This is a genomic window from Desulfovibrio sp. 7SRBS1 (assembly GCF_049723905.1).
Lineage (GTDB): Bacteria > Desulfobacterota > Desulfovibrionia > Desulfovibrionales > Desulfovibrionaceae.
Genome location: NZ_JBJKFD010000001.1, coordinates 1439183 through 1459214, shown reverse-complemented (window position 1 = coordinate 1459214; position 20032 = coordinate 1439183). Strand labels below are relative to the sequence as shown.

General features: G+C 56.5%; 18 protein-coding genes. 8 read left to right on the top strand and 10 right to left on the bottom strand.

Going from position 1 to position 20032, the window contains the following annotated elements; genetic code table 11:
* Positions 1–112 precede the first annotated feature (112 nt).
* From pta to ACI0FJ_RS06840, 7 genes are all read left to right on the top strand, one after another.
* Positions 113–2221: a phosphate acetyltransferase gene (pta, locus tag ACI0FJ_RS06870; protein WP_424300862.1), complete on the top strand. Its 2109-nt coding sequence runs from the start codon at positions 113–115 to the stop codon at positions 2219–2221.
* A 1-nt stretch (position 2222) separates the two neighbouring features.
* Positions 2223–3431, top strand: a complete 1209-nt coding sequence (locus ACI0FJ_RS06865) for an acetate kinase (RefSeq protein ID WP_424300859.1) — start codon at positions 2223–2225, stop codon at positions 3429–3431.
* A gap of 20 nt (positions 3432–3451) precedes the next feature.
* Positions 3452–4081, top strand: a complete 630-nt coding sequence (locus ACI0FJ_RS06860) for a LutC/YkgG family protein (protein ID WP_424300856.1) — start codon at positions 3452–3454, stop codon at positions 4079–4081.
* 1 nt (position 4082) lies between these two features.
* Complete coding sequence (gene ldhH, locus ACI0FJ_RS06855; protein ID WP_424300853.1) at positions 4083–6233, top strand: L-lactate dehydrogenase (quinone) large subunit LdhH; 2151 nt, start codon at positions 4083–4085, stop codon at positions 6231–6233.
* A gap of 325 nt (positions 6234–6558) precedes the next feature.
* The gene (locus ACI0FJ_RS06850; protein WP_424300850.1) at positions 6559–7578 is read left to right on the top strand and encodes an alpha-hydroxy-acid oxidizing protein; all 1020 of its coding nucleotides are present in this window, start codon (positions 6559–6561) and stop codon (positions 7576–7578) included.
* Positions 7579–7601: 23 nt separating this feature from the next.
* Positions 7602–7973 carry a hypothetical protein gene (locus ACI0FJ_RS06845; protein ID WP_424300848.1) on the top strand — a complete coding sequence of 124 codons (372 nt, stop codon included), beginning with the start codon at positions 7602–7604 and terminating at the stop codon, positions 7971–7973.
* A gap of 25 nt (positions 7974–7998) precedes the next feature.
* The gene (locus tag ACI0FJ_RS06840; RefSeq protein ID WP_424300845.1) at positions 7999–8301 is read left to right on the top strand and encodes a Dabb family protein; all 303 of its coding nucleotides are present in this window, start codon (positions 7999–8001) and stop codon (positions 8299–8301) included.
* A 92-nt stretch (positions 8302–8393) separates the two neighbouring features.
* Here the strand turns inward: ACI0FJ_RS06840 and ACI0FJ_RS06835 are convergent, their stop codons facing one another.
* The 10 genes from ACI0FJ_RS06835 to modA (ACI0FJ_RS06790) all read right to left on the bottom strand — a co-directional run bounded on the left by ACI0FJ_RS06835 (position 8394) and on the right by modA (ACI0FJ_RS06790) (position 18776).
* Positions 8394–8813 carry a hypothetical protein gene (locus ACI0FJ_RS06835; protein WP_424300842.1) on the bottom strand — a complete coding sequence of 140 codons (420 nt, stop codon included), beginning with the start codon at positions 8811–8813 and terminating at the stop codon, positions 8394–8396.
* A 1-nt stretch (position 8814) separates the two neighbouring features.
* The gene (locus tag ACI0FJ_RS06830; RefSeq protein ID WP_424300839.1) at positions 8815–10161 is read right to left on the bottom strand and encodes a rhodanese-like domain-containing protein; all 1347 of its coding nucleotides are present in this window, start codon (positions 10159–10161) and stop codon (positions 8815–8817) included.
* A 411-nt stretch (positions 10162–10572) separates the two neighbouring features.
* Positions 10573–13206: a cytochrome ubiquinol oxidase subunit I gene (locus ACI0FJ_RS06825; RefSeq protein WP_424300836.1), complete on the bottom strand. Its 2634-nt coding sequence runs from the start codon at positions 13204–13206 to the stop codon at positions 10573–10575.
* Between the two features lie 2 nt (positions 13207–13208).
* The gene (locus tag ACI0FJ_RS06820) at positions 13209–14267 is read right to left on the bottom strand and encodes a hypothetical protein (RefSeq protein ID WP_424300834.1); all 1059 of its coding nucleotides are present in this window, start codon (positions 14265–14267) and stop codon (positions 13209–13211) included.
* Positions 14268–14441: 174 nt separating this feature from the next.
* Positions 14442–15167: a Rossmann-like domain-containing protein gene (locus tag ACI0FJ_RS06815; RefSeq protein ID WP_424300831.1), complete on the bottom strand. Its 726-nt coding sequence runs from the start codon at positions 15165–15167 to the stop codon at positions 14442–14444.
* 38 nt (positions 15168–15205) lie between these two features.
* Complete coding sequence (locus tag ACI0FJ_RS06810; protein ID WP_424300829.1) at positions 15206–15835, bottom strand: molybdate ABC transporter permease subunit; 630 nt, start codon at positions 15833–15835, stop codon at positions 15206–15208.
* A gap of 41 nt (positions 15836–15876) precedes the next feature.
* Positions 15877–16626 carry a molybdate ABC transporter substrate-binding protein gene (gene modA, locus ACI0FJ_RS06805; protein ID WP_424300826.1) on the bottom strand — a complete coding sequence of 250 codons (750 nt, stop codon included), beginning with the start codon at positions 16624–16626 and terminating at the stop codon, positions 15877–15879.
* A gap of 25 nt (positions 16627–16651) precedes the next feature.
* Positions 16652–17371, bottom strand: coding sequence for an ATP-binding cassette domain-containing protein (locus ACI0FJ_RS06800; RefSeq protein ID WP_424300823.1), 720 nt, complete (start codon positions 17369–17371; stop codon positions 16652–16654).
* Positions 17371–18024, bottom strand: coding sequence for a molybdate ABC transporter permease subunit (modB, locus tag ACI0FJ_RS06795; protein WP_424300820.1), 654 nt, complete (start codon positions 18022–18024; stop codon positions 17371–17373). Before modB ends, ACI0FJ_RS06800 begins: the two co-directional genes overlap by 1 nt.
* An 8-nt stretch (positions 18025–18032) precedes the next feature.
* Positions 18033–18776 carry a molybdate ABC transporter substrate-binding protein gene (modA, locus tag ACI0FJ_RS06790; RefSeq protein WP_424300818.1) on the bottom strand — a complete coding sequence of 248 codons (744 nt, stop codon included), beginning with the start codon at positions 18774–18776 and terminating at the stop codon, positions 18033–18035.
* A 145-nt stretch (positions 18777–18921) separates the two neighbouring features.
* On the opposite strand from modA (ACI0FJ_RS06790), the gene ACI0FJ_RS06785 reads away from it, so the two are divergent.
* Positions 18922–19977, top strand: coding sequence for a TOBE domain-containing protein (locus ACI0FJ_RS06785; protein ID WP_424300815.1), 1056 nt, complete (start codon positions 18922–18924; stop codon positions 19975–19977).
* The last annotated feature ends 55 nt before the right edge of the window (positions 19978–20032 follow it).

The window sequence follows — 20032 nt, the reverse complement described above, 5'->3', positions numbered from 1 at the left end:
GCCGGATGTTGGTTCGGCAAGCGATTGTTCGCCGGGGGCAGGTCTCAAGCCTGCCTTCGGACGGGACAATCTGATTACAAAACTCCCTCCATGGGAAACGCGAGGAATTGTCATGTCCAAAAATCTCTACGTCACGGCTACCGAAGCCCGAAGTGGTAAATCCGCTATCGTGCTAGGAGTCATGCAGCTCCTGTTAAAGGATATTCGCAAAGTCGCCTTTTTCAGGCCCATCATCAACGCGCCTGAAGACGGACAGCGCGATCATGATATTGATCTCATGCTCTCCGTGTTCAAGCTGGATCAGAGCTATGATACCACATACGCTCATACGTTGAATGAAGCCAGGGAGCTGATGAACGAAGGGCAGTTTTCCACCCTTCTTGAAAATATACTCAACAAGTACAAAGCCCTGGAGCAGGAGTACGATTTCGTGCTGTGCGAGGGCACCGACTTTTTGGGTAAAGACGCTGCGTTCGAATTCGAGCTCAACGCCAAAATCGCAGCCAACCTCGGCGCTCCCGTGCTGTTCGTTGCCAACGGCAAGGACAAGAGCACCGAAGAAATCGTCGCTTCTTCCCAGCTGACAATCGACAACCTGGAAGGCGAAGGCGTGGACATTGTCGCCGCCATCGTGAACCGGGCCTCGGTACAGAACGCGGAAGGCGTTACCTCCGAGATCAAATGCAAGGGCGAATGCACCGAGCCGCTGTCGGTGTATCTGATTCCCGAGCAGGAAGCTCTCGGCAATCCCAGCATCAAGGATGTCGTCAAATGGCTCGACGCTTCGGTGCTGTACGGGCACGGTCAGCTGGAAACCCAGGTGGAAAACTACCTGGTGGCCGCCATGCAGATCGGCAATTTTCTTGACTATGTGGAAAAGGGCAGCCTTATCATCACCCCCGGAGACCGTTCGGACATTATTCTGTCCAGCCTGGCTTCCCGGCTTTCCTCTTCCTACCCCGACATTTCCGGTATTCTGCTTACCGGCGGACTGACTCCGCCTGCCAATGTGCATCGTCTTATCGAAGGGTGGACGGGCGTGCCCCTGCCTATCCTTTCCGTAAAGGACCACACCTACAAGACCGCCCAGGTCATCAGCAATCTGTACGGTCGCATCGATCCTGACGATCAGCGCAAGATCCACACCGCTCTGGGCGTGTTCGAAGACTATGTGGATACACAGAGCCTGAGCCACAAGCTGAACGCCACCCGTTCCAGCAAGGTCACTCCCAAGATGTTCGAGTACGGGCTGGTGGAAAAGGCCAAGGCCAACCTGCAGCACATCGTTCTGCCCGAAGGCGCTGGCGAACGCATCCTGCGCGCGGCCGACATCCTGTCCCGCCGCGGTGTTGCCGAGCTTACTCTGCTTGGTCGCGAAGACCAGATTCAGCCCAAGCTCAATCAGCTGGGACTGACCCTGGACAAGGTCAACTTCATTGACCCTGCCAAGTCCAAGGATCTGGACGATTTCGCTCAGACCTACTTCGAACTGCGCAAGCACAAGGGCATTCTGCTGGAAGACGCCCGCGACCGCATGATGGACCCGACCTACTACGCCACCATGATGGTGCACAAAGGGCTGGCCGACGGCATGGTTTCCGGTTCTGTGAACACCACAGCCCACACCATTCGTCCTTCCTTCGAGTTCATCAAGACCAAGCCCGGCACGTCCATCGTGTCCAGCGTGTTCCTGATGTGCCTGAGCGATCGCGTGCTGGCCTTTGGCGACTGCGCCGTCAACCCCAATCCCACTGCCGAGCAGCTTGCGGAAATCGCTATTTCTTCTGCTCATACCGCCAAGATCTTCGGCATCGAGCCCCGCGTGGCCATGCTGTCCTACTCCACCGGCAAGTCCGGCAAGGGCGAGGACGTGGAACGCGTGGTCGAGGCAACTCGCCTGGCCAAGGAAAAGGCTCCCGATCTGTTGCTGGAAGGCCCGCTGCAGTACGACGCGGCCATCGACCCGAGCGTCGCATCCATCAAGATGCCCGACAGCCAGGTTGCCGGACGCGCTACAGTGTTTATCTTCCCGGATCTGAACACCGGCAACAACACCTACAAGGCGGTCCAGAGGGCTGCCGGTGCCGTGGCCGTAGGCCCGGTTCTGCAGGGCTTGAACAAGCCGGTCAACGATTTGAGCAGAGGTTGCACTGTACCCGATATTGTAAACACTGTGGCCATCACCGCCATTCAGGCACAGGCCGAAAAGGGGCTTATCTAATATGAAGATTCTGGTTATCAACTCCGGCAGTTCGTCTCTGAAATATCAGCTTTTTGACATGACCGACAAATCGGTCCTGGTTTCCGGCCTCGTGGAGCGCATCGGCGCTGACGTGAGCGGCCTGAAGCACAAAAAGCATCCCGATACCGACACCGAGCAGGTGTTTGTTGAAGAAAAGGGCATGCCTGACCATAAAGCGGCCCTGGAACGGGTCGTTGAACTGATCGTCGATCCCGACAAGGGCGTCATCGCAAGTGCTGAAGAAATCAACGCCGTGGGCCACCGCGTCCTGCACGGCGGCGACGAGTTCATCGCTCCCAGCCTGATCGACGACAAAGTCATCGCCACCATTGAAAAATTCATCCCTCTGGGACCGCTGCACAACCCCGCCAACCTGATGGGCATCCGCGTTGCCATGAAGATGTTCGCCGTTCCGCACGTCGCCATCTTCGACACCGCCTTCCATCAGACCATGCCTGCCGAAGCCTACATGTACGCGCTTCCCTACGAGCTGTACGAAGAACTGCGCATCCGCCGCTACGGCTTCCACGGCACCTCGCACAAGTACATTGTTCGTGAAGGCGCCAAGCAGCTTGGCAAGAACCCCGAAGACGTCAACCTCATCACCGTGCACTTGGGCAACGGCAGCTCCATGGCCGCCGTTCGCAACGGAAAGTGCGTAGACACCACCATGGGCCTGACGCCTCTGGAAGGCCTGCTCATGGGTACCCGCAGTGGCGATATCGATCCCGCCGTCATCTACTTTCTGCACCAGCAGAAGGGCATGTCCTTTGACGAGATCGACACGCTGCTGAACAAGAAAAGCGGTTTCCTCGGCGTTTGCGGCATGAGCGACATGCGCGACATCCACGCCGCCATTGAAAAGGGCGACGAGCGCTGCAAACTGGCCCTGGAAATGTTTGCTTACAGAAACAAGAAATATATCGGTTCCTATCTGGCCGCTTTGGGCAAGGTGGACGCCATCATCTTTACCGCCGGAATCGGCGAGAACGATGATGTAGCCCGCGCCATGTCCTTGGAGGGCCTTGAGGGCCTGGGGATTGTTCTCGATCTTGAAGCCAACGGCAAGCGCTTCAGCGAAGCGGGACTCATCAGCGCTCCCGAGAGTGCTATCCAGGTCTGGGTCATTCCGACCAACGAGGAACTGGAAATCGCGGAACAGACCATGGAGGTTATCAAGGCCTCCTAGGCGTTCCGCCGGAGAACCCAATGAACGTGACCACTTCGTATCTGGAACGGTTTGAGGAAAAGGCCAAGGCCGTTTCCGCTACCGTTGCCCGTGTCGCCTCGGAAGACGAGGCACTGGCATACGTCGTCGATCTGTGCTCCTCCAAAGAGGCTTGCCAGATATTGGCGTCGGGTTGTGGAGAGGGGCTTTCGGAAAAAGCCGAAGACCTCTGTGCCGCCAAGCAGCAGAAGACCATTGCAGCGCCTCGCCTGGACAAGGAATTGTCCGAAAAACTGGCCGGGTTGTGCAAGGACAACGGATTCGCCTTTGTGGAGAGCGATATGCGCTCCCACCTGGGCGGGCTGGATATCGGTTTTACCCGTGCACAATGGGGCATCGCGGAGACCGGTAGTCTGGTTGTGGATTCGCGCAGCGAAGATCTTCGTCTGGCCACCATGGTCAGCGAGATACATGTTGCTCTGTTGCCGGCTTCCAAAATTCTGGCCGACAGCTTTGCTGTGGAAACGGCCATGAAGGAATGGTTTGCGGACGCTCCCAACTATCTGGCGTTTATTACTGGCCCCAGCCGTACTGCCGATATCGAGCGTGTGCTTGCACTGGGCGTGCACGGTCCTTTGGAACTGCACATACTGATTCTGGAGGACGACTGATATGCAAGATGCGAAGAACCTTAAGGAATACCGCGGCGAACTGCACGATGCCCTGGAAAACGAATTCCTGCGCAATGCCATGGATAAGTTTGCCACGGCGTATCCCGTGGGACGGGCCAACGCGTTTACCGGGTTGGACATAAAGGAAGTGGTTGACGCTGTTGTGGACTCCAAAAATGCGGCTCTGACGCACCTGGACGAATTGTTCCAGGAATTCAAGCGCCATGCCGAAGCCGCCGGCGTCACGGTCCACTTGGCCGCCGACGCGGACGAGGCGAACCGCATTATCGGCGACATCGCGCAAAAAGCGGGATGCCGCAAAATAGTCAAATCGAAATCCATGACCGCCGAGGAAACCCTGCTCAACCATCATTTGGAAGATCTGGGCCTCGAGGTCACGGAGACAGACCTGGGCGAGTGGATTATTCAGATGCGGCATGAGGGGCCGACCCACATGGTCATGCCCGCCATCCATCTGTCCCGAGACCAGGTGGCCGATCTGTTTACGGATGTCACCAAGAAGCAACAAAGCAACGACATCCAGAAACTGGTCAAAGTGGCCCGCCGTGAACTGCGGCAAAAATACATTGAGGCGGACATGGGCATCTCCGGTGTCAACTTCGCCATCGCAGAGTCGGGCACGCTGGGCATTGTCACGAACGAGGGCAATGCCCGGCTTGTCACGACCCTTCCCCGGGTGCACGTCGCCCTGGCTGGACTGGACAAGCTGTCCCCCACCCTGAACGACGCGCTCAAGGTGTTGCGGGTTCTGCCGCGCAACGCCACGGGGCAGGCGCTTACATCGTATGTCACCTGGATTACCGGTGCCAACGAGTGTCTGGCTGCGGCGGACGGCAAAAAGGAAATGCATGTCGTCTTTTTGGATAACGGACGGCGCAAAATGGCGGCCGATCCTCTCTTTTCCCAGGTCCTGCGGTGTGTGCGCTGCGGTGCGTGCGCCAATGTTTGTCCTGTCTACCGCATGGTTGGCGGGCACAAGATGGGGCACATCTACATCGGGGCCATCGGACTTATCCTGACCTATTTCTTCCACGGGTCGGACAAGGCCAAGAACCTGGTACAGAACTGCATCAACTGCCAGGCCTGCAAAAATATCTGCGCCGCAGGCATCGACCTGCCGCGCCTCATCAAGGAAATCTACGCGCGCATCCAGGACGAGGAAGGACATGGAGTCCAGAACTCGCTTCTGGGCTATGTGATGCGCAACCGCAGCTTTTTCCATTCGCTGCTCAAGGCCGGACGTTTCGCGCAGAAGCCCTTTAGCAGGGGAACCCCGTACCTGCGCCATCTGCCCATGATGTTTGCCAAGGACCAATCCTTCCGCGCACTTCCCGCCGTGGCCGACAAGGCCTTCCGCGACATGTGGCCGGAGGTTGCCCCCAAGGTGGACAATCCCACTCTGCGTATCGGTCTTTTTGCCGGTTGCGCTCAGGATTTTCTCTATCCCGAGCAGCTTGTGGCCGGTCTCAAGACCTTCGAAGGAAAGGGCGTGGCCGTGGACTTCCCCCAAAAGCAGTCCTGCTGCGGTCTGCCCCTGCAGATGATGGGCGAAAAGAAATCCGCCGAGGATGTCGCCCGCCAGAACGTGGAGGCCTTTGACCTGAACAAGGTGGACTACATCGTCACCCTGTGCGCCTCCTGTGCTTCCCAGCTCAAGCACAGCTACGAAAAGTTGCTGGGCGACAAGCCGGGCCTGCGCGTCAAGGCCAAGCTCTTCAGCGAAAAGGTCATCGACTACAGCTCGTTTATGAAGGACGTGCTCAAGGTGGATGCTTCGGACTATCGCGAAACCGGACGCAAGACCACGTACCACGCTCCCTGCCACTTGTGCCGGGGAATGGACGTGCATGACGCACCGCGCGACCTCATCAAGGACGGCGGCATGTCGTACGAGCCTTGCAAGGAAGAAGAAGTCTGCTGCGGTTTTGGTGGTTCCTTCAGCGTGAAGTTCCCCGAGGTTTCAGCCGGAATTCTCAAGAACAAGCTGGACAACATCGAGGAAACCGGTGCCTCGCAGATTGTTACCGACTGCCCCGGCTGCGTCATGCAGATTCGTGGCGGCATGGTGAACAGGGGCAGCAAGGTCGAAGTACGGCACATTGCCGAAGCTTTGGCCGAGCAGCTCAAGTAGGGCCGTACCAGGCCCGGACTGCTGACAATGGAGCGATTGCCTTGTCGTACTGGAAAAAACACAAGTTCATGTGTGTACATGTATGCGCCTGCCTTGATTTTTTCCGCTTTGCTTTCGCTTCCTTTTAAGCAGCCTGTCGTATAGGATATTGCTATTACAGAGAGGCGAGCCATGGCCCGCCTCTCTTTTTTGATTTGCCCCTATTGGTAGAGGTGAATTTGCAAAACTGAAAATATAATTGATTTTCAGGCTAACGAGTGTCTATTTTACGCATAATGGAGTTGGTTTAATGCCTTGCAGGGAAACCACTCCACTGGAGAACGCCATGAAAGAGGTTAGAGCAACAGCCAAAGAACGGATGAAGGGATTTTGCCGGGTATGCCCCATTTGTGACGGACGCGCCTGTGTGGGCGAGGTTCCGGGCATGGGCGGTCTGGGTACCGGTTTTACGTTCAAGGACAACGTTCGGGCTCTGGACGAGGTCACCTTCAACATGCGGCTGCTGCACAACGCGGCGCAGCCCGACACTCGCCTCAAACTTTTGGGCTATGATCTCTCCCTGCCCGTATTGGCTGCGCCCATTGGTGGCGTGAGCTTCAACATGGGCGACAAGATCACCGAGGAAGAATATATTTCCGCCATTGTCGACGGTTGTGCCGCGCGAGGCGTGATCGGCTGTACAGGCGACGGAGTTCCCGACTTCATCCACGAGGCCGGCCTGCAGGCCGTGAAGAACCAGAATGGTCGTGGCATTCCCTTTATCAAGCCCTGGGAAGACGAGGAACTCGATCAAAAGCTGACAAAGTGTATGGACGCGGGAGCCAAGGTGGTCGGCATTGACATCGATGCCGCAGGCCTTATCACCCTGAGAAAGATGGGCCGCCCCGTTGGTCCTCGTCCGGCAGAAGACTGGAAAGCCGTTATGGAACATTTCCCGGTCGACTTCATTTTCAAGGGCATCATGACGCCGGACGAAGCTCGCCAGGCTATTGATATGGGGGCTGCTGCCATTGTGGTTTCCAACCACGGTGGCCGGGTCCTGGATTACGCGCCCGGTACAGCCCGGGTGCTGCCGCGCATTGCCGAGGCAGTGCGAAACCAAATTCCCGTCATTGTGGACGGAGGAATCCGTACAGGCGGCGACGTTCTCAAGATGCTCGCCCTGGGTGCGGATGCAGTTATGATCGGACGACCGTTTTCCGTCGCGGCAGTCGGCGGACTGGAGCAGGGTGTTACCGCCTATCTTGATCTTCTTCTTGAACAGCTCACGCAGACAATGGTTCTTACCGGATGCCCCGACCTTGCCTCCGCTAACGGCTCCATACTCCATAACGCGCCCAAATAAGGAGGAGCGCAAGGAGGGAGGCCATGATTCTCCATTACGATAAAACAAGAAACCGCGTGATTTGCCGTTGGGGCGAACCCGTAAATATCATTATGAACAAAAAATCCAGCCGCATGGAACGCATCAGGACCATTGCCGTGCAACTGCAAAAGGACGGGCAGCTCGCCAAGCGCGATCGCGAACGCTACGGCGAGCACCCTGTGTACAGCAAGATCATGCATTTCGTGCGCAAGTTGCGCAGCAACGGATACTTTCCCATGGGCGAGCTGACCAAGCCCTGCACGATCTGCGGACTGGAGCACGGCTCCGCTCCGCACTTCGACACCCGCAAGCGTCGGGTGGTCTGGCTTTGCCCCGAGCATCGCAACGAACTCAACAAGAGCAACGCCAACTAACCACCGACCCGAAAAGCGAGAACTCATGATCAAGCACATCGTCATGTGGCGCGTCAAAGACAGTGCCGAAGGTATGGACAAGGCCGGAATTGTCGCGGAAATGAAAAAGCGTTTGGAAGCTCTCAAGGGCGAGGTGCCCGGTGCCATCGAGCTTGAACTCGGGGCCAATTTCAACACCTCGGACGGAGCGAGCGATGCCGTGCTGTATTCCACGTTCAATACCCGTGAAGAGCTGGATGCCTATCAGGTGCATCCTGCGCACCAGGCCGTGGTAGGGTTTATCAGCAGCGTTGCCACGGAGCGGCGGGTGGTGGACTACGAGGTGTAGCAGACCAAGAGATTTGAACGGAACCATGCAATGAAAGAAGCCCGAGACGATTGTTTCGGGCTTCTTTTTTGTTGTGAGCGTTTGACCGTTTGCTACCGCTGTTTTTTCATTGCGTACACCAGCATGGTTCGTGTCCATTCCAGGGCGACACAAATCTGAGCGCCCATCAGCATGTAGGCATATCCGTTGTACGCACGAAAAAACGGTAAAATAAAAACAGCTGCGGAGGCCACGGTTAACCCAGCGTACCACCAGCGCGCCAGCCTTGGAATGGTGCTTTTGCGCGACACAAAGGCGTATACGCCTGCCGAAACAACCAGCAGGATGGCGACATGCCAAACCATGAGCCCCGGCCTGTACAGCGTATTGGTGTAGTGCACCTTGTTGAAATACAGGTGTTGCATGACGCCAGCCTTGTACCCGGAAAGATATTCCAATCCGGCCAGGACCAGAACCAATCCTGCCTGCAAAAGGCTGATGAACATACTGAGCAGGCGCGGCAATGCCCACATGTTATTTGGGTACCCCGGTCACAATGGGATTGCCGGGGGTGTTGCTCCAGCCGATCCATCCATCACTGAAAATGGCGATATCCGGCAGGCCGATGGTGTCTGCGTAGTAGTAAATTTCAGCCACCCGCCAGCCGCTGCCACACATGAAGGACAGGTGCTTGGTGGTGTCGATGCCCTGCTTTTTCCATAACGCCAGAAACTCTTCGGCGTTGCGCATGGTCTTGTCGGGATTGCGGAAGTAGTCCAGGTCGTACGCGCTGTTCTTCCCGGCATATCCGTAAACAGAGCCGGGAATGCGGCCTTTGATCTTGTGGTAGGAATATCCGGTGATTTCCCCGATATGTTCCTTCCAGGTGCGGTTGTCCACCAGGGTGAACGTATCAGGATGGGCAAGACCGGCCTTGGTTTCCTCCATGGTATCGATAACATCGGGATGGCCTGGAATTGTGCCGCCGAAATCTTTAACAGGCGTTGGAGCATGGCGTTTGGTTTCCAGCTTGAATCCGGCCAATGTCCAGGCCAGTGTGCCGCCGTTGAGCACCCGAACGTCGTCCACGCCAATGTAGCGCAGCACCGTGGCGACACGGAAGGCTGCCAGGGGTTCTTCACTGGTTACGATGACGGTGTCGTTACGGGTGATGCCGGAATCGAGGGCGACCTGTTTCAGCGTTGCATCGTCTCCCAGCACCCACATGACCGGTTCGGTTTTTGTGGGCGGTTCTATCCGGTCCGTATTGATGTGAAAGGTGCCGGGGATGTGTCCCTTGGCATATGATGTTTTTTCTTCGCCCCAGCTGGCCTCGATAACGATGATTTTCTTGTTCTTATCAAACGTTTCCGGAACCTTTCCGTCGACGACTTCCTTGAGCACGACTGCCGGAACCAGCTGCCGGTATTTGGGATAGGATGTCATAGGCAGGGAGGGATCGGCAGCCCATTGTTTCACATCATAGAAGTACAGTTTGCCGAAGCCCTTTTTTTGCAGATAGGCGGCAACGGCCGCTGCGTCTTTGCCTGTGGCATCGTAGAGCACCACATTCTTTTCCGGACGGAGGCCTTTGTTGTCCATGGCTTCCTGCAGCAAGGCTTCCAGATTTTTGGCGTCGACTTTCAACCAGTTTGCAGAAAAATCCACAGCACCGGTAATGTGTCCTCCTCGCTTTACTCCATCAAGTCTCCAGCCGTTGAAGGCATCGTTCAGGCGGGTGTCCACGACCATCCAATCGTTTTGCGACAAGGCTTTGCTGACTTTTGCCGTATCGATATGAGGGATGTCTCCTGCCCACGCAAAAGCGGCCAGACATATAGTTTGTACAACGGCGAGCATAAGGCGGACGCATGTCTTCATGGAATTTCTCCGGTACATTGTGTAAAAAGAGAATGGATAAAAAAGGGAAGTCATCGTTGCCGAAGGCAATACTGCTTTGCTTGCTTTTTCGTCAAACACAGAAACGTTCTTTTACGCTTCATACCATATTTATAAGGTCGATTTTTACGGTATTTAGTATCTTAAATGCGAACTGTGAAAATTGATGACATGCCTTGTTGAAGGCCGCTCAGTTGTCTTTTGATAGAAAAGACAACTGGTTGTGATTACATCATATCTCCCGGAGGACTTCGTTCATTCACATTGCATTGCAGGTGATGTTCGGCAATGAAAATCCCGGCCCGAATTTTCGGACCGGGATTTGATTTTTCTCCGGTTGTTATGGCTGCATGTACCGTCCGTTAGAAGGCGTTTGCTTGTTTCCGTGTTGGCCTACGGATGGTGTGCATTGAAGTCCATATCCTGCTGGTGGCAGACCGCACAATTCTGCTGTGCTCCGATGGCTCTGTTGGTGCCCTGGTATTGCAGGGGAGCGATATTGTCCCGGTTCTTTCCGTATTCGTTGATGGCCGGGTAATTGGCGTGCGGGCTGTTGTGGCAGGCGATGCACATGACTGCCCCGAGATCATCCTGGGTAAACCGGTAGAGCTGGGCGCCGCCTTTGGTCCAGGTGTTGAAGGCAACTGCGGTCTGCTTGTCCGGCTTGGTTTCGTAATCTTCATGGCATGTGGAGCAGTTCGGTTCCTGTAGCCAGGGGATGCGTGGGTTGATGGCTTCCACGCTCTCGGCCATTCTGGGCCGGAGGTGGCGCATCAGCCGTTCGGCACCCGGCTTGCCTTGTTCCTTCTCGTGTTTGAGCAGGGAAAGGGCGTGGTCTTCCATGTATCCATGGCAGCGGACACAACCTATGTCCGCTGTGCCATGCAGGCCGCGCAAACATTTGGTGGGGCCGTCCGGCCGGTTGGGGTGGCAGTAGGTACAGGCTTCCGAGCCCCGGCCTCCCAGGAAGTTGGCGTGGAAGCCATGGATGGCGGCGGGCAGGTTCAGCAGCTTGAGTCCCGGCTTGCCTTCGGACTTGAGCACCGGGTCGGGGTGGCAGCTTTGGCAGAGCTTGGGAGACCCGGCCTTGGCTTCGGCCACCAGATTGGTGTTGGACAGGCGGTCGTGCGACATGATCACGTCCCGTCCTGTCGCCTGGGATATGCCTGCCAGATCATCCACCTTCCACTGCCCTCCGTGACAATTCTTGCAGCCCATTTCCGTGGAGGTGGGAGCCACGGTCTTGCTTACAGCCAGCACCTTGCCGGTTTTCGCATCCTGCGCCGTAATGGTGAATATCGGGTAGGGATTATACCCCCTACTCGCAGGGTAGGGTGTCACCGGGATCATAGCGGCCTCGAAGTATTGGTGCTCTTTATGGTATTTGAGTTCTCCGGTCAGTCCGTTGCCTGCCAGCCCTATGTTGTCCGGCGGTTGGGCACCGAAGAGGCTCTTGACGTGTGTCCAGAAGTCGCAAAGCTTTGCCGGTTCCTCAAAGCCCGGCTCCACCTTGTAGGTGAGGCGTACGCCTTCGGTGACCACTTCAGGAAGGGGGCCTCGCCTGATGAGCTGGCCGAAGATGTCGTTGGCAGGTGGCAGGAGCACCCATTCGGAATAGCTGTCCGAAATGCAGTGCATGCCCAGGTTGTTCCAAGTCAAAAGGACGTATTCGTCCTTTTCCGAGTCAAAGGGGGGAATTTCCACGGGCAGGTCCACAGCCGCAAAGGGAATATTCTCCCCTGGAGGATTGTTGTTGATCCCTTCCACGATGTAGGTGGCCAGGGCCCGGCGTTCCTGAAGTGTGCCCACAAAGGGCGGCATCATGGGCGAGAGCTTGCCTATGCCCGAGAGTTTGGCATCCATGCCCGTCAGGGGGTATTTTTTCGTCAGCGGGATGATGTTGTTCATGGGCCCGCCGATGGAGTGGCAGGATGCGCATTGCAGCTGGAAAAGCTCCTGGCCTGCGGCCATGGGATCGTCGGTGGGGTTGCGGTAGGCAACCCACTTGGCGTTTGCCAGCACTCCCTGGGCGTCCAGGCGTTGGACGTCGTCCACCTTGATCTGGTTGGAATAGAGGTAGCCGTGCACCAGATAGGGCTTGCGCGCGGCTTCGCGCAGAAACTCGAAAGACCCTATGAATCCCAGGCCAAGCAAAAGAAGAACCAGGGACAGGGCAAAACGGGCATTTTGTGGCAGCCGCACCAGCATGAGTGCGCCCAGCACAAAAATACCGGCAGCAAAAATCGGGATGAGTTCGTAAAATTCGGTTATGAGGGACGCGCGCAAGGCCAACCGTGCGAGTGCCTCCTGCGGCAATACGCCCAAATACCACCAGCCGCTGAGCAAGGCCAGAACCAGGGGGATGGTGGTCCAGCGGACGCAGGTTTTGTAGATGCTCTCCCTGGCCTTGTCATCCTTGACCCAATGGGCCGTGATGAAGCCGAACAGACCGGCAATGGTGGCCGCCAGAAAGGTACGGAAAAACAGGGAAGGCCAGAAGGAAGGGTTGAGGAATCCGTCCCAGAAATTCTCGGTGGTGAGCCATTTGCCCGGCGTGAGCATATAACCGATGATGCCGTTGACAAAGAACAGGGACAGCCAGGCAAAGACAAAATATAGCCAGCCGACAATCTGATGGTCCTTTGGCGACATTTTGTCGAACCGGTAATAGTAGATCAGCAGAGCCGCTATTTCCGCCAGAAAGCAGACCCACTCGGCAGCCCATCCGAAAACAAAGGTATGGATGAGACGCGAGGTCGCCTGCGGGGCGAGCACGGAAATGGTGAACCAGATGCCCACACCGGACATGCCGCCCAGAACCATGGTGACCAGAAGGAAAAAACGGGTGTGTTTTTTGACGTATTCCAGCAGGGCCGGAGAATTTTCCTTATAGGCCTTGCCTTCAAAGACCGGAAGAAAAAGCCCGCCGCCTACGGCAAAATGGGCCAGAAAAACGTGGAAGACCGAAACCAGGGCAATGAAGAAACCGCCGCCGAATGTGGTGAGTTCCCAGATAGGATATTCCATGGCTACGCCTCCCTATTTTTCCGGAAGCCGAGTTTCAGCATGTAGAGGATGACTGCCAGGCCAACGATCAGGGTGACGATGAACAGCGCAAAGGATGAAGTATCTCCTGTAACTTCCAGGTTTTCCGGAGAAAACCAGGGGTCCAGACTGGCGTTGCGTACGATGTCTCGGAGTACGGCCATGGTCAGCACTGTCAATCCTGTCCAGATTGCAGTTTGCAATGGCTTGCGTCCTACTCCGGCTATCAGGGCTGCTACGGCGAAAATAAGTCCGGCCGCCAGCATAATTGTCGCCATGGTGTTGCCGCCCATAAAGCGGAGCATGACAGGTTGCTTGAGCGAAAGCAGCCACCAGATGCCCGTTGCCATCTGCAGGCAGGTGGCGATGACGAAAATCTTCATGCCCAGGCGGGAGTCGGTTTCGTCCATCTTCTGCCCCTTGGACTTTTTATAGTGCACAAGCAGGGCAACGCTCAGGCCGCCAACAGCCAGTGACGCGAAGAAAAAGTGCAGAAAACGCGGGATGAATGTCGGGTCGGAAAAATTGAGGATAAAGCCCTTGGCCCGGCCGACATAGGCCACCCATGCTTCCGGGCGGATCATCGTGGACATGACCGTGGAGAGCTCCACGCCTATGCAGAGCATCACGATAAACGCGAACCACAGCCAGGGGGTGCCAGTGCCGGGAGCGGCCTGGTTGCGGGCCTGGTTGACGTAAAGTGCTGCGTATCCTGCAATGAGCAGCACAATGACACTCAGCCACAGTCCGGCCGAGAGGATGGAGCTGGTATAGAAAAATTGTCCGTATACAACCTGCAGAAACAGCAGTGGCGCAACACCGAGGTTGACTGCCAGGGCAAAAACAGTGGGCAGTTTTTGGGAAAGCTGGGCAGCCGCGCCGTTTGCATCTTTTCGGTTCAGGAACAGCGACAAGACCGTCCCCCCAACAAGTATGTTCACCAGCAGAATATGGAGGGCGAATGTGAAGATGGTCAGACCTTCAAACCAGCTGCTTCCCACTGGAATTGAGTCCGGCATTGGGATCAGAGTCGAGATTGGCATGCTGTTTCTCCTTTTCCTCGCCATAACATGAACAACAGTCTGGGAGCTATAATTTTTAGGGAATGATGCCTTGTTACTAGCTGTTTGGGAATACGAAAGTATGAAAAAAAGGTGAAAACAAATGTTTTCACCTTTTTTAGACGGTTTTAAGGAAAAAAAAGACTTTTTGATTGCTTATTCTGAAGCCGGACAGAATCGCTTCCAGCCCATGATTTCCGCAGAACCGGCAATGGTGGTTCCATAAAACAGCACGGGAGTGCCTTCCAGAAAGGCGTCTATGGTGTCGTTGGCAATGGTGGTTCCGGTAACGAGCAGCAGGTCGGCCCATTTGATGGCATCGTCCGTGGTTTCCGGCCCTTCGATCAGCACGCCGCGCCGCTCCTGCCCTATATTATCCGGGTCCATATCCAGCACGCGCAGGGGAAAGTGGTCCTTGAGGGCCTGGATCATGGCGGGCTGGCATCCGGCCAGGGTAATATTGGGGGTGCCGTAGGTGGCTTTGACATGCTCCGCCAGTTGCTTGGAACAGGTGGTGGGGCCGGTGTTGCGGCAATGGATGGTGTTTTGGGTTTTGCCCAGGCTGCGCATTACCGCGTTGAGTACGGAAATGAAGATGCCCCGGTTGCGGTTGTTGTCCAGAGGCAGGTCGGCAACTTCTCCGAGCTTGGCCTTGTAATGGCGGAATTCGTCGGTAAAGGCCTGGCCCTTTTCGCCTTTGAACAGGGCTTCCACCAACTGTTCCTTGCCTTTCTGAATGGGAAAATCCGTACCGTCGGGCTTGCCGATGGCTTCTTCAACGGATAGGGCGCGGGCCGTGACGGTGACGTCTTCGTCGAGCAGGCCGTTCTCCTTCCATATTTCCAGGGTCTTGTTGCGCAGGGTTTCCAATGTCTGAGACATGGCGCGAATCCTTTTTGAGGTTGCGGCGCGGGCGGTATTCATTGCGAGAGTCGTCTGAGCACCAGGAAAATGAGCAGGGAAATGGAGCCGATCAGACAGGTCATAACAATGGCCCGGTCGAATTCTCCGCTAAAAACGGAATTGAAAATTTCCAGGGACAGCGTGTTGGTTTTGCCCACCACGTTGCCGCCGAGCATGAGGGTTATACCCACTTCTCCCACGCTTCGTCCAATGGCAAGAAACCAGCCTGCCGCAATGCTGCGGCGTACGTTGGGCAGAAGCACCAGGTAGAAGGTCTGCCACTCGTTTTTACCGAGTACGTAGGCAATTTCCGAGAGTTGGCGCGAGCAGCCCTTGAAGGCGGCCTCCACCGGCTTCACCATGAGCGGAAGCCCGGCCACAAAGGAAGCCAGGGCCACGCCCTGAAAGTTGAAGACGAGTTCCAGGCCCAGGGCTTTGCCCAGCGGTCCGTCGCGACCGAGAAGCAGCAGCAGGGCGAACCCGGTGGCAATGGGGGGGAAGACCAGGGGCATGGTTACGAGAAAGTCGATGACGCCGCGCAGGGGAGAGTTCGGGCGTGAAAGGTAGTAGCCGAGCAGAACACCGAAAACCATGAGCAGGCCGCCGGAAACCAGAATAACCTTGGCGGTAAGCAACAGGGGGAACAATGTCCCCCTGTCACAGAGAATTTCCCAAAAATCAAAAGGCATTACAGGCCGTGGGCAGTGATGATTTTGCGTGCCTGCGGTGTTTTGAGGAACGCCACGAAACCTTCGGCAATGGCACCGTGCGGGGCGTCGTTCATTTTGCCGACGGCAATGACGATGGGCTCGTACTTGCTTTCATCGGCCAAAACATAGCCGCCCAGTTTATCCGCCACGTTCATGGCGTGTGTTTTGTTCAGAAAGCCCAGGTCCACCTCTTTGGCCATGAGATAGGAAAAGACCTGCGGGATGGTGGCCACAACGATCAGCTTATCCTTCACTTTGGGATACAGCCCGGTGTTGTCCAGATATTGCTTGCCGGCACGGCCGTAAATGGCGTTTTTCAGGTCCGGAATGGCAATGCGGCCGATTTTTTCATCGAGAAACGTTGCGTCGCCGTCAAACTTGACGCCTTTGGCCCAGGCAATAACCAGGGGGCCTTTGCCGATCGGGGTCATGGGGCCCATGTCCAGGCCTGCGGCTTCCAGAAAGTATTTGGCACCCAGAACCAGGTCCACCTTGCCGCTCATTTTGGCCTGCGAGGTAACTTTGGCCATGTTGCCGTAGATTCGGTCCGCCTGTACGCCGGATTGCTTTTCATAGGCCTTGGTCAGGGCGTTGACGACCTTCTTGTAGCCGGCTCCCGATGCGATGACGAACGAATCCGCGGCAGAGGCAGGCGCTACGTTGGAGAAGGTAAAAAGAGTTGCCAGTAGAGTGAGGATGCACAGAGAGGAGACGAAGAGGCGTTTCATGTTCCTGTCCTTGGCTGGTTGATGTTCAGCAGCAGGTTTTGGCCAGCAGGCGTTGGCAGAGCAGGGCGTGCGTTTCCGCTTCGTTGCGGATGTCCGCGCGTGTCTGATGAGCCAGCCAGTCGGGGGTTACGCGGCCTTTGACAATGGGGAGGATGGCATCGCCCAAAAATTCGGCTTCGCCCAGGTCGTGGGTAACGAAGAGCATGGGGATGTCCAGGTCGCCTTTCAGGTTCCTGAGTTCGTGGCGCAGGGTGTCCCGGGTAGCCACGTCCAGGGCGGAGAACGGTTCGTCCAGCAGCAGAATGTCGGGGTCGCGGGCCAGCGCCTGGCAAAAGGCGCAACGCTGGCGTTCGCCACCGGAAATCTGGTGCGGCTTGCTGTTTTCCAGATGGCGGATGCCGAACATGTCCAGGAGTCGGCCGACCTTGTCCTCGTCCGTTGCGGCAAAGGCCACGTTTTTACGTACGTTCAGGTGGGGAAAGAGGGTGTATTCCTGAAAGACGAATCCCACCTTGCGCTTTTGCGGAGGAAGAAAAGCTTTGCTTTTCACGTCCACCCAGGTCTTATCCCCCAGGGTGATGTTCCCATGGTCGGGACGCTCCAGCCCTGCCACAACGCGGACCAGGGTTGTTTTTCCCGATCCCGAAGGGCCTACGATGGCGGTCAGGCCGCCGCTTGGACATTCCAGTTGGACGTCCAGTTCGAAGTGGGGGAGCTGTTTGGTTATTTGCACTCGCAGAGCCATCAGCGCCTCCTGTTGAGATGGTTGATAACGACGAGAACCAGAAAACTTATCGGGATAAGAGCCATGGACATGCGAAAGGCGTCGTCGAAACGCAGAGCTTCCACAGCTTCGAATATTGCGATGGAAGCGACTTTCGTCTGTCCAGGAATGCTGCCGCCCACCATGAGGATGACGCCGAATTCGCCCAGACTGTGCGCAAACACAAGGATGGACGAGGCGGCGAGTCCGCCGATGCTGTTGGGCAGTACCACCCGCAGGAACACTGCCAGCGGGGAGAGCCCGAGAATTGCCGCACTTTCCAGCAGGCGCGAGTCCAGCTTTTCGAACGAGGCCCGCAAGGGCTGCACGGCAAACGGCAGGTTGAAGACCAGGGAGGCCAGCAGAACGGCTGTGAAACTGAAAACCAGCCGTTGGTTGAACGCGGCCTCCCAGAGGCTTCCCAGCCCGCCCTGCGGTCCCATGACCACCAGCAGGCCGAAGCCGAGCACGGTGGGCGGAAGGACCATGGGCAGGCTGACCAGGGCATCAAAGAGCGATTTTCCCGGAAACTGGCTGAAAGCCAGAGCATAAGCTATTGGAGCCGCGAAAATCGGGATGCAGATCATGGTCAGCACCGCCAGTTTCGCGGACAGAAGCAGAGGAACCCAATCCATGACGGTTTCTATTTGTAGCCGTACTTGTTCTTGATGGCCTGCACTTCGGGAGTGGACAGGAACTTTACGAACTTGGCGGCAGCGTCGGGATGGGGAGCCTTTTTAAGCACACAGGCCGACTGGATAACCAGGGGCGCGTTGTCGATGACCGTGAAACAGCCTTTTTTGCCCTCGTCGGTGAAGACGGAGGAGTAGGCGCAAAAGCCTACGTCGGCACTGCCGGTAACGGCAAAGTGAAAGACCTGGGCAATGGACTGGCCGTAGGCGAGCTTGGACTGCACGTCCTCCCAGACATTTGCCTTTTGCATGGCCTTCATGGCCGCGGTTCCGTAGGGAGCTGTTTCGGTATTGGCTATGGCGATCTTTTTGACGGAGGGCGAAAGGAGTACGCCTTTCCAATCTTTCTTGCAGTTGTTCTTGTCCAGGGACCAAAGAACAATCTGTCCCCTGGCGTATACGAAAGGCTTTTCGCTCTGTCCGTCGGCAAACAGCTTGGCCGGGCGGCGTTCGTCGGCAGCCAGGAAGACATCGAACGGAGCGTCGTTGATGATCTGACCGTAGAGTTTGCCGGTGGAGGAATAGCTGGCCTGGACTTCAAGGCCGGTGGCTTTTTGGAATGCGGGGATGATTTCCTTCATGGCGGGCATGAAGTTGGCGGCCTGGGCTATCAGCAGATCGGCAGCCTTTGAGGTGGCGGGCACAAGCAGCAAAGCCGCAAGAACCAGCGCAAGAAATGTAGAGCGGTGTTTCATGGGGTGTCTCCTTAAGCGTGGGCGGGTGCAAACGGATTGCGTCCGGGTGAATTTGACTATACCAATTACAGCAACCTATGCGTTGTTCCGGATTATTTCTCAATCCGGTCACGAGAATAGGAGAAAGCGTGACAGAGGACTGTGAATGAAACAATTCCCCGATAGAAAACGGATACACCCCAGCGAGGTTTTCGCTGTGCCTGCGGATATCCGTCATCTGGATGCCGACCAGATGGATCTGCTTTTGGATGAGTTTACTGCATGGCGTGACAGGGCGAAGCGGGCGGACAGCCAACGTTCGCGCGAGCGCATGCGGATGCTGTATATTGTTTTGCGCTACAGTGGCGCACGGTTGGGCGAGGTGCTGAAGCTGGACGACTGTACGGCCTTCGACTTCAAACAGGCGTTGGTCCACCTGGAACATAACGGGCAGACCCGGCAGGTTCCTTTGCCGCGCGAGGTGGCCCTGGAACTGGAAAAGCAGTTGGAAAGTCCCATGGCTTCACAGGTCCGGGGGAGTTTTTTCCACTTCGACCCCGGCTATGTGCGGCGTGTTTTTTACGAGCGGGCAAAAGCCTGCGGACTGCCCAAGGAATACGTTACCCCGCGTGTGCTGCGGAACAGCCGGGCCGTGGAGATGCTGCGCAGCGGTGTGCCCCTGCCTGTGGCACGTGTTGCCCTGGGGCAGGCTTCCACCGATCTGACAAGCGTCTTCCAGGAATTTACGGATGGCGACGCCCTTTCCATTGTGCGGCGTCAGGCCACCGATAATCTGGGGCGGCGGACCAGTGCGCGAAATACGTTCATGGGCCATGTTACGGAAACGCACGAAGAAATGGTGATGAGCGAAGTACTGATGGAGACTGCCGACGGTACACCGTTCTGTGCCATCATTACCACGCAGAGTCTGCACAACCTTGACCTGCATCCGGGTACACCCGTGGCAGCCACCATCAAGGCGCCGCACGTCAACGTGTTCCGGTTGGGAGGTGGACCGGGCAGTACGCGCAATGTGGTGGAAGCCGATATAATGCTCATCAAGGACGACGGGGTGATTGCCGAAATTTCCGGGGAAAGCCCCACGGGAATCAAGGTCTGCGCACTCATTTCCGCACAGAGCGCCACAGATATGGAATTGAAAATAGGGGACCGGGTGGAGTTTCGGTTCAAGGCCCTGTCCCTGGTGCTGAACACCGTATAGACGACGTGTGATCGTGGGCGGGCGTCAGTCCCCGCACCTTGTGGTTCCCGGTGCG

What these genes read in the sequence shown, in the direction of transcription:
- pta (WP_424300862.1), top strand. Translation starts at nt 113, where the DNA reads ATGTCCAAAAATCTCTACGTCACGGCTACCGAAGCCCGAAGTGGTAAA.
- ACI0FJ_RS06865 (WP_424300859.1), top strand. Translation starts at nt 2,223, where the DNA reads ATGAAGATTCTGGTTATCAACTCCGGCAGTTCGTCTCTGAAATATCAG.
- ACI0FJ_RS06860 (WP_424300856.1), top strand. Translation starts at nt 3,452, where the DNA reads ATGAACGTGACCACTTCGTATCTGGAACGGTTTGAGGAAAAGGCCAAG.
- ldhH (WP_424300853.1), top strand. Translation starts at nt 4,083, where the DNA reads ATGCAAGATGCGAAGAACCTTAAGGAATACCGCGGCGAACTGCACGAT.
- ACI0FJ_RS06850 (WP_424300850.1), top strand. Translation starts at nt 6,559, where the DNA reads ATGAAAGAGGTTAGAGCAACAGCCAAAGAACGGATGAAGGGATTTTGC.
- ACI0FJ_RS06845 (WP_424300848.1), top strand. Translation starts at nt 7,602, where the DNA reads ATGATTCTCCATTACGATAAAACAAGAAACCGCGTGATTTGCCGTTGG.
- ACI0FJ_RS06840 (WP_424300845.1), top strand. Translation starts at nt 7,999, where the DNA reads ATGATCAAGCACATCGTCATGTGGCGCGTCAAAGACAGTGCCGAAGGT.
- ACI0FJ_RS06835 (WP_424300842.1), bottom strand. Translation starts at nt 8,813, where the DNA reads ATGTGGGCATTGCCGCGCCTGCTCAGTATGTTCATCAGCCTTTTGCAG.
- ACI0FJ_RS06830 (WP_424300839.1), bottom strand. Translation starts at nt 10,161, where the DNA reads ATGAAGACATGCGTCCGCCTTATGCTCGCCGTTGTACAAACTATATGT.
- ACI0FJ_RS06825 (WP_424300836.1), bottom strand. Translation starts at nt 13,206, where the DNA reads ATGGAATATCCTATCTGGGAACTCACCACATTCGGCGGCGGTTTCTTC.
- ACI0FJ_RS06820 (WP_424300834.1), bottom strand. Translation starts at nt 14,267, where the DNA reads ATGCCAATCTCGACTCTGATCCCAATGCCGGACTCAATTCCAGTGGGA.
- ACI0FJ_RS06815 (WP_424300831.1), bottom strand. Translation starts at nt 15,167, where the DNA reads ATGTCTCAGACATTGGAAACCCTGCGCAACAAGACCCTGGAAATATGG.
- modA (WP_424300826.1), bottom strand. Translation starts at nt 16,626, where the DNA reads ATGAAACGCCTCTTCGTCTCCTCTCTGTGCATCCTCACTCTACTGGCA.
- ACI0FJ_RS06800 (WP_424300823.1), bottom strand. Translation starts at nt 17,371, where the DNA reads ATGGCTCTGCGAGTGCAAATAACCAAACAGCTCCCCCACTTCGAACTG.
- modB (WP_424300820.1), bottom strand. Translation starts at nt 18,024, where the DNA reads ATGGATTGGGTTCCTCTGCTTCTGTCCGCGAAACTGGCGGTGCTGACC.
- modA (WP_424300818.1), bottom strand. Translation starts at nt 18,776, where the DNA reads ATGAAACACCGCTCTACATTTCTTGCGCTGGTTCTTGCGGCTTTGCTG.
- ACI0FJ_RS06785 (WP_424300815.1), top strand. Translation starts at nt 18,922, where the DNA reads ATGAAACAATTCCCCGATAGAAAACGGATACACCCCAGCGAGGTTTTC.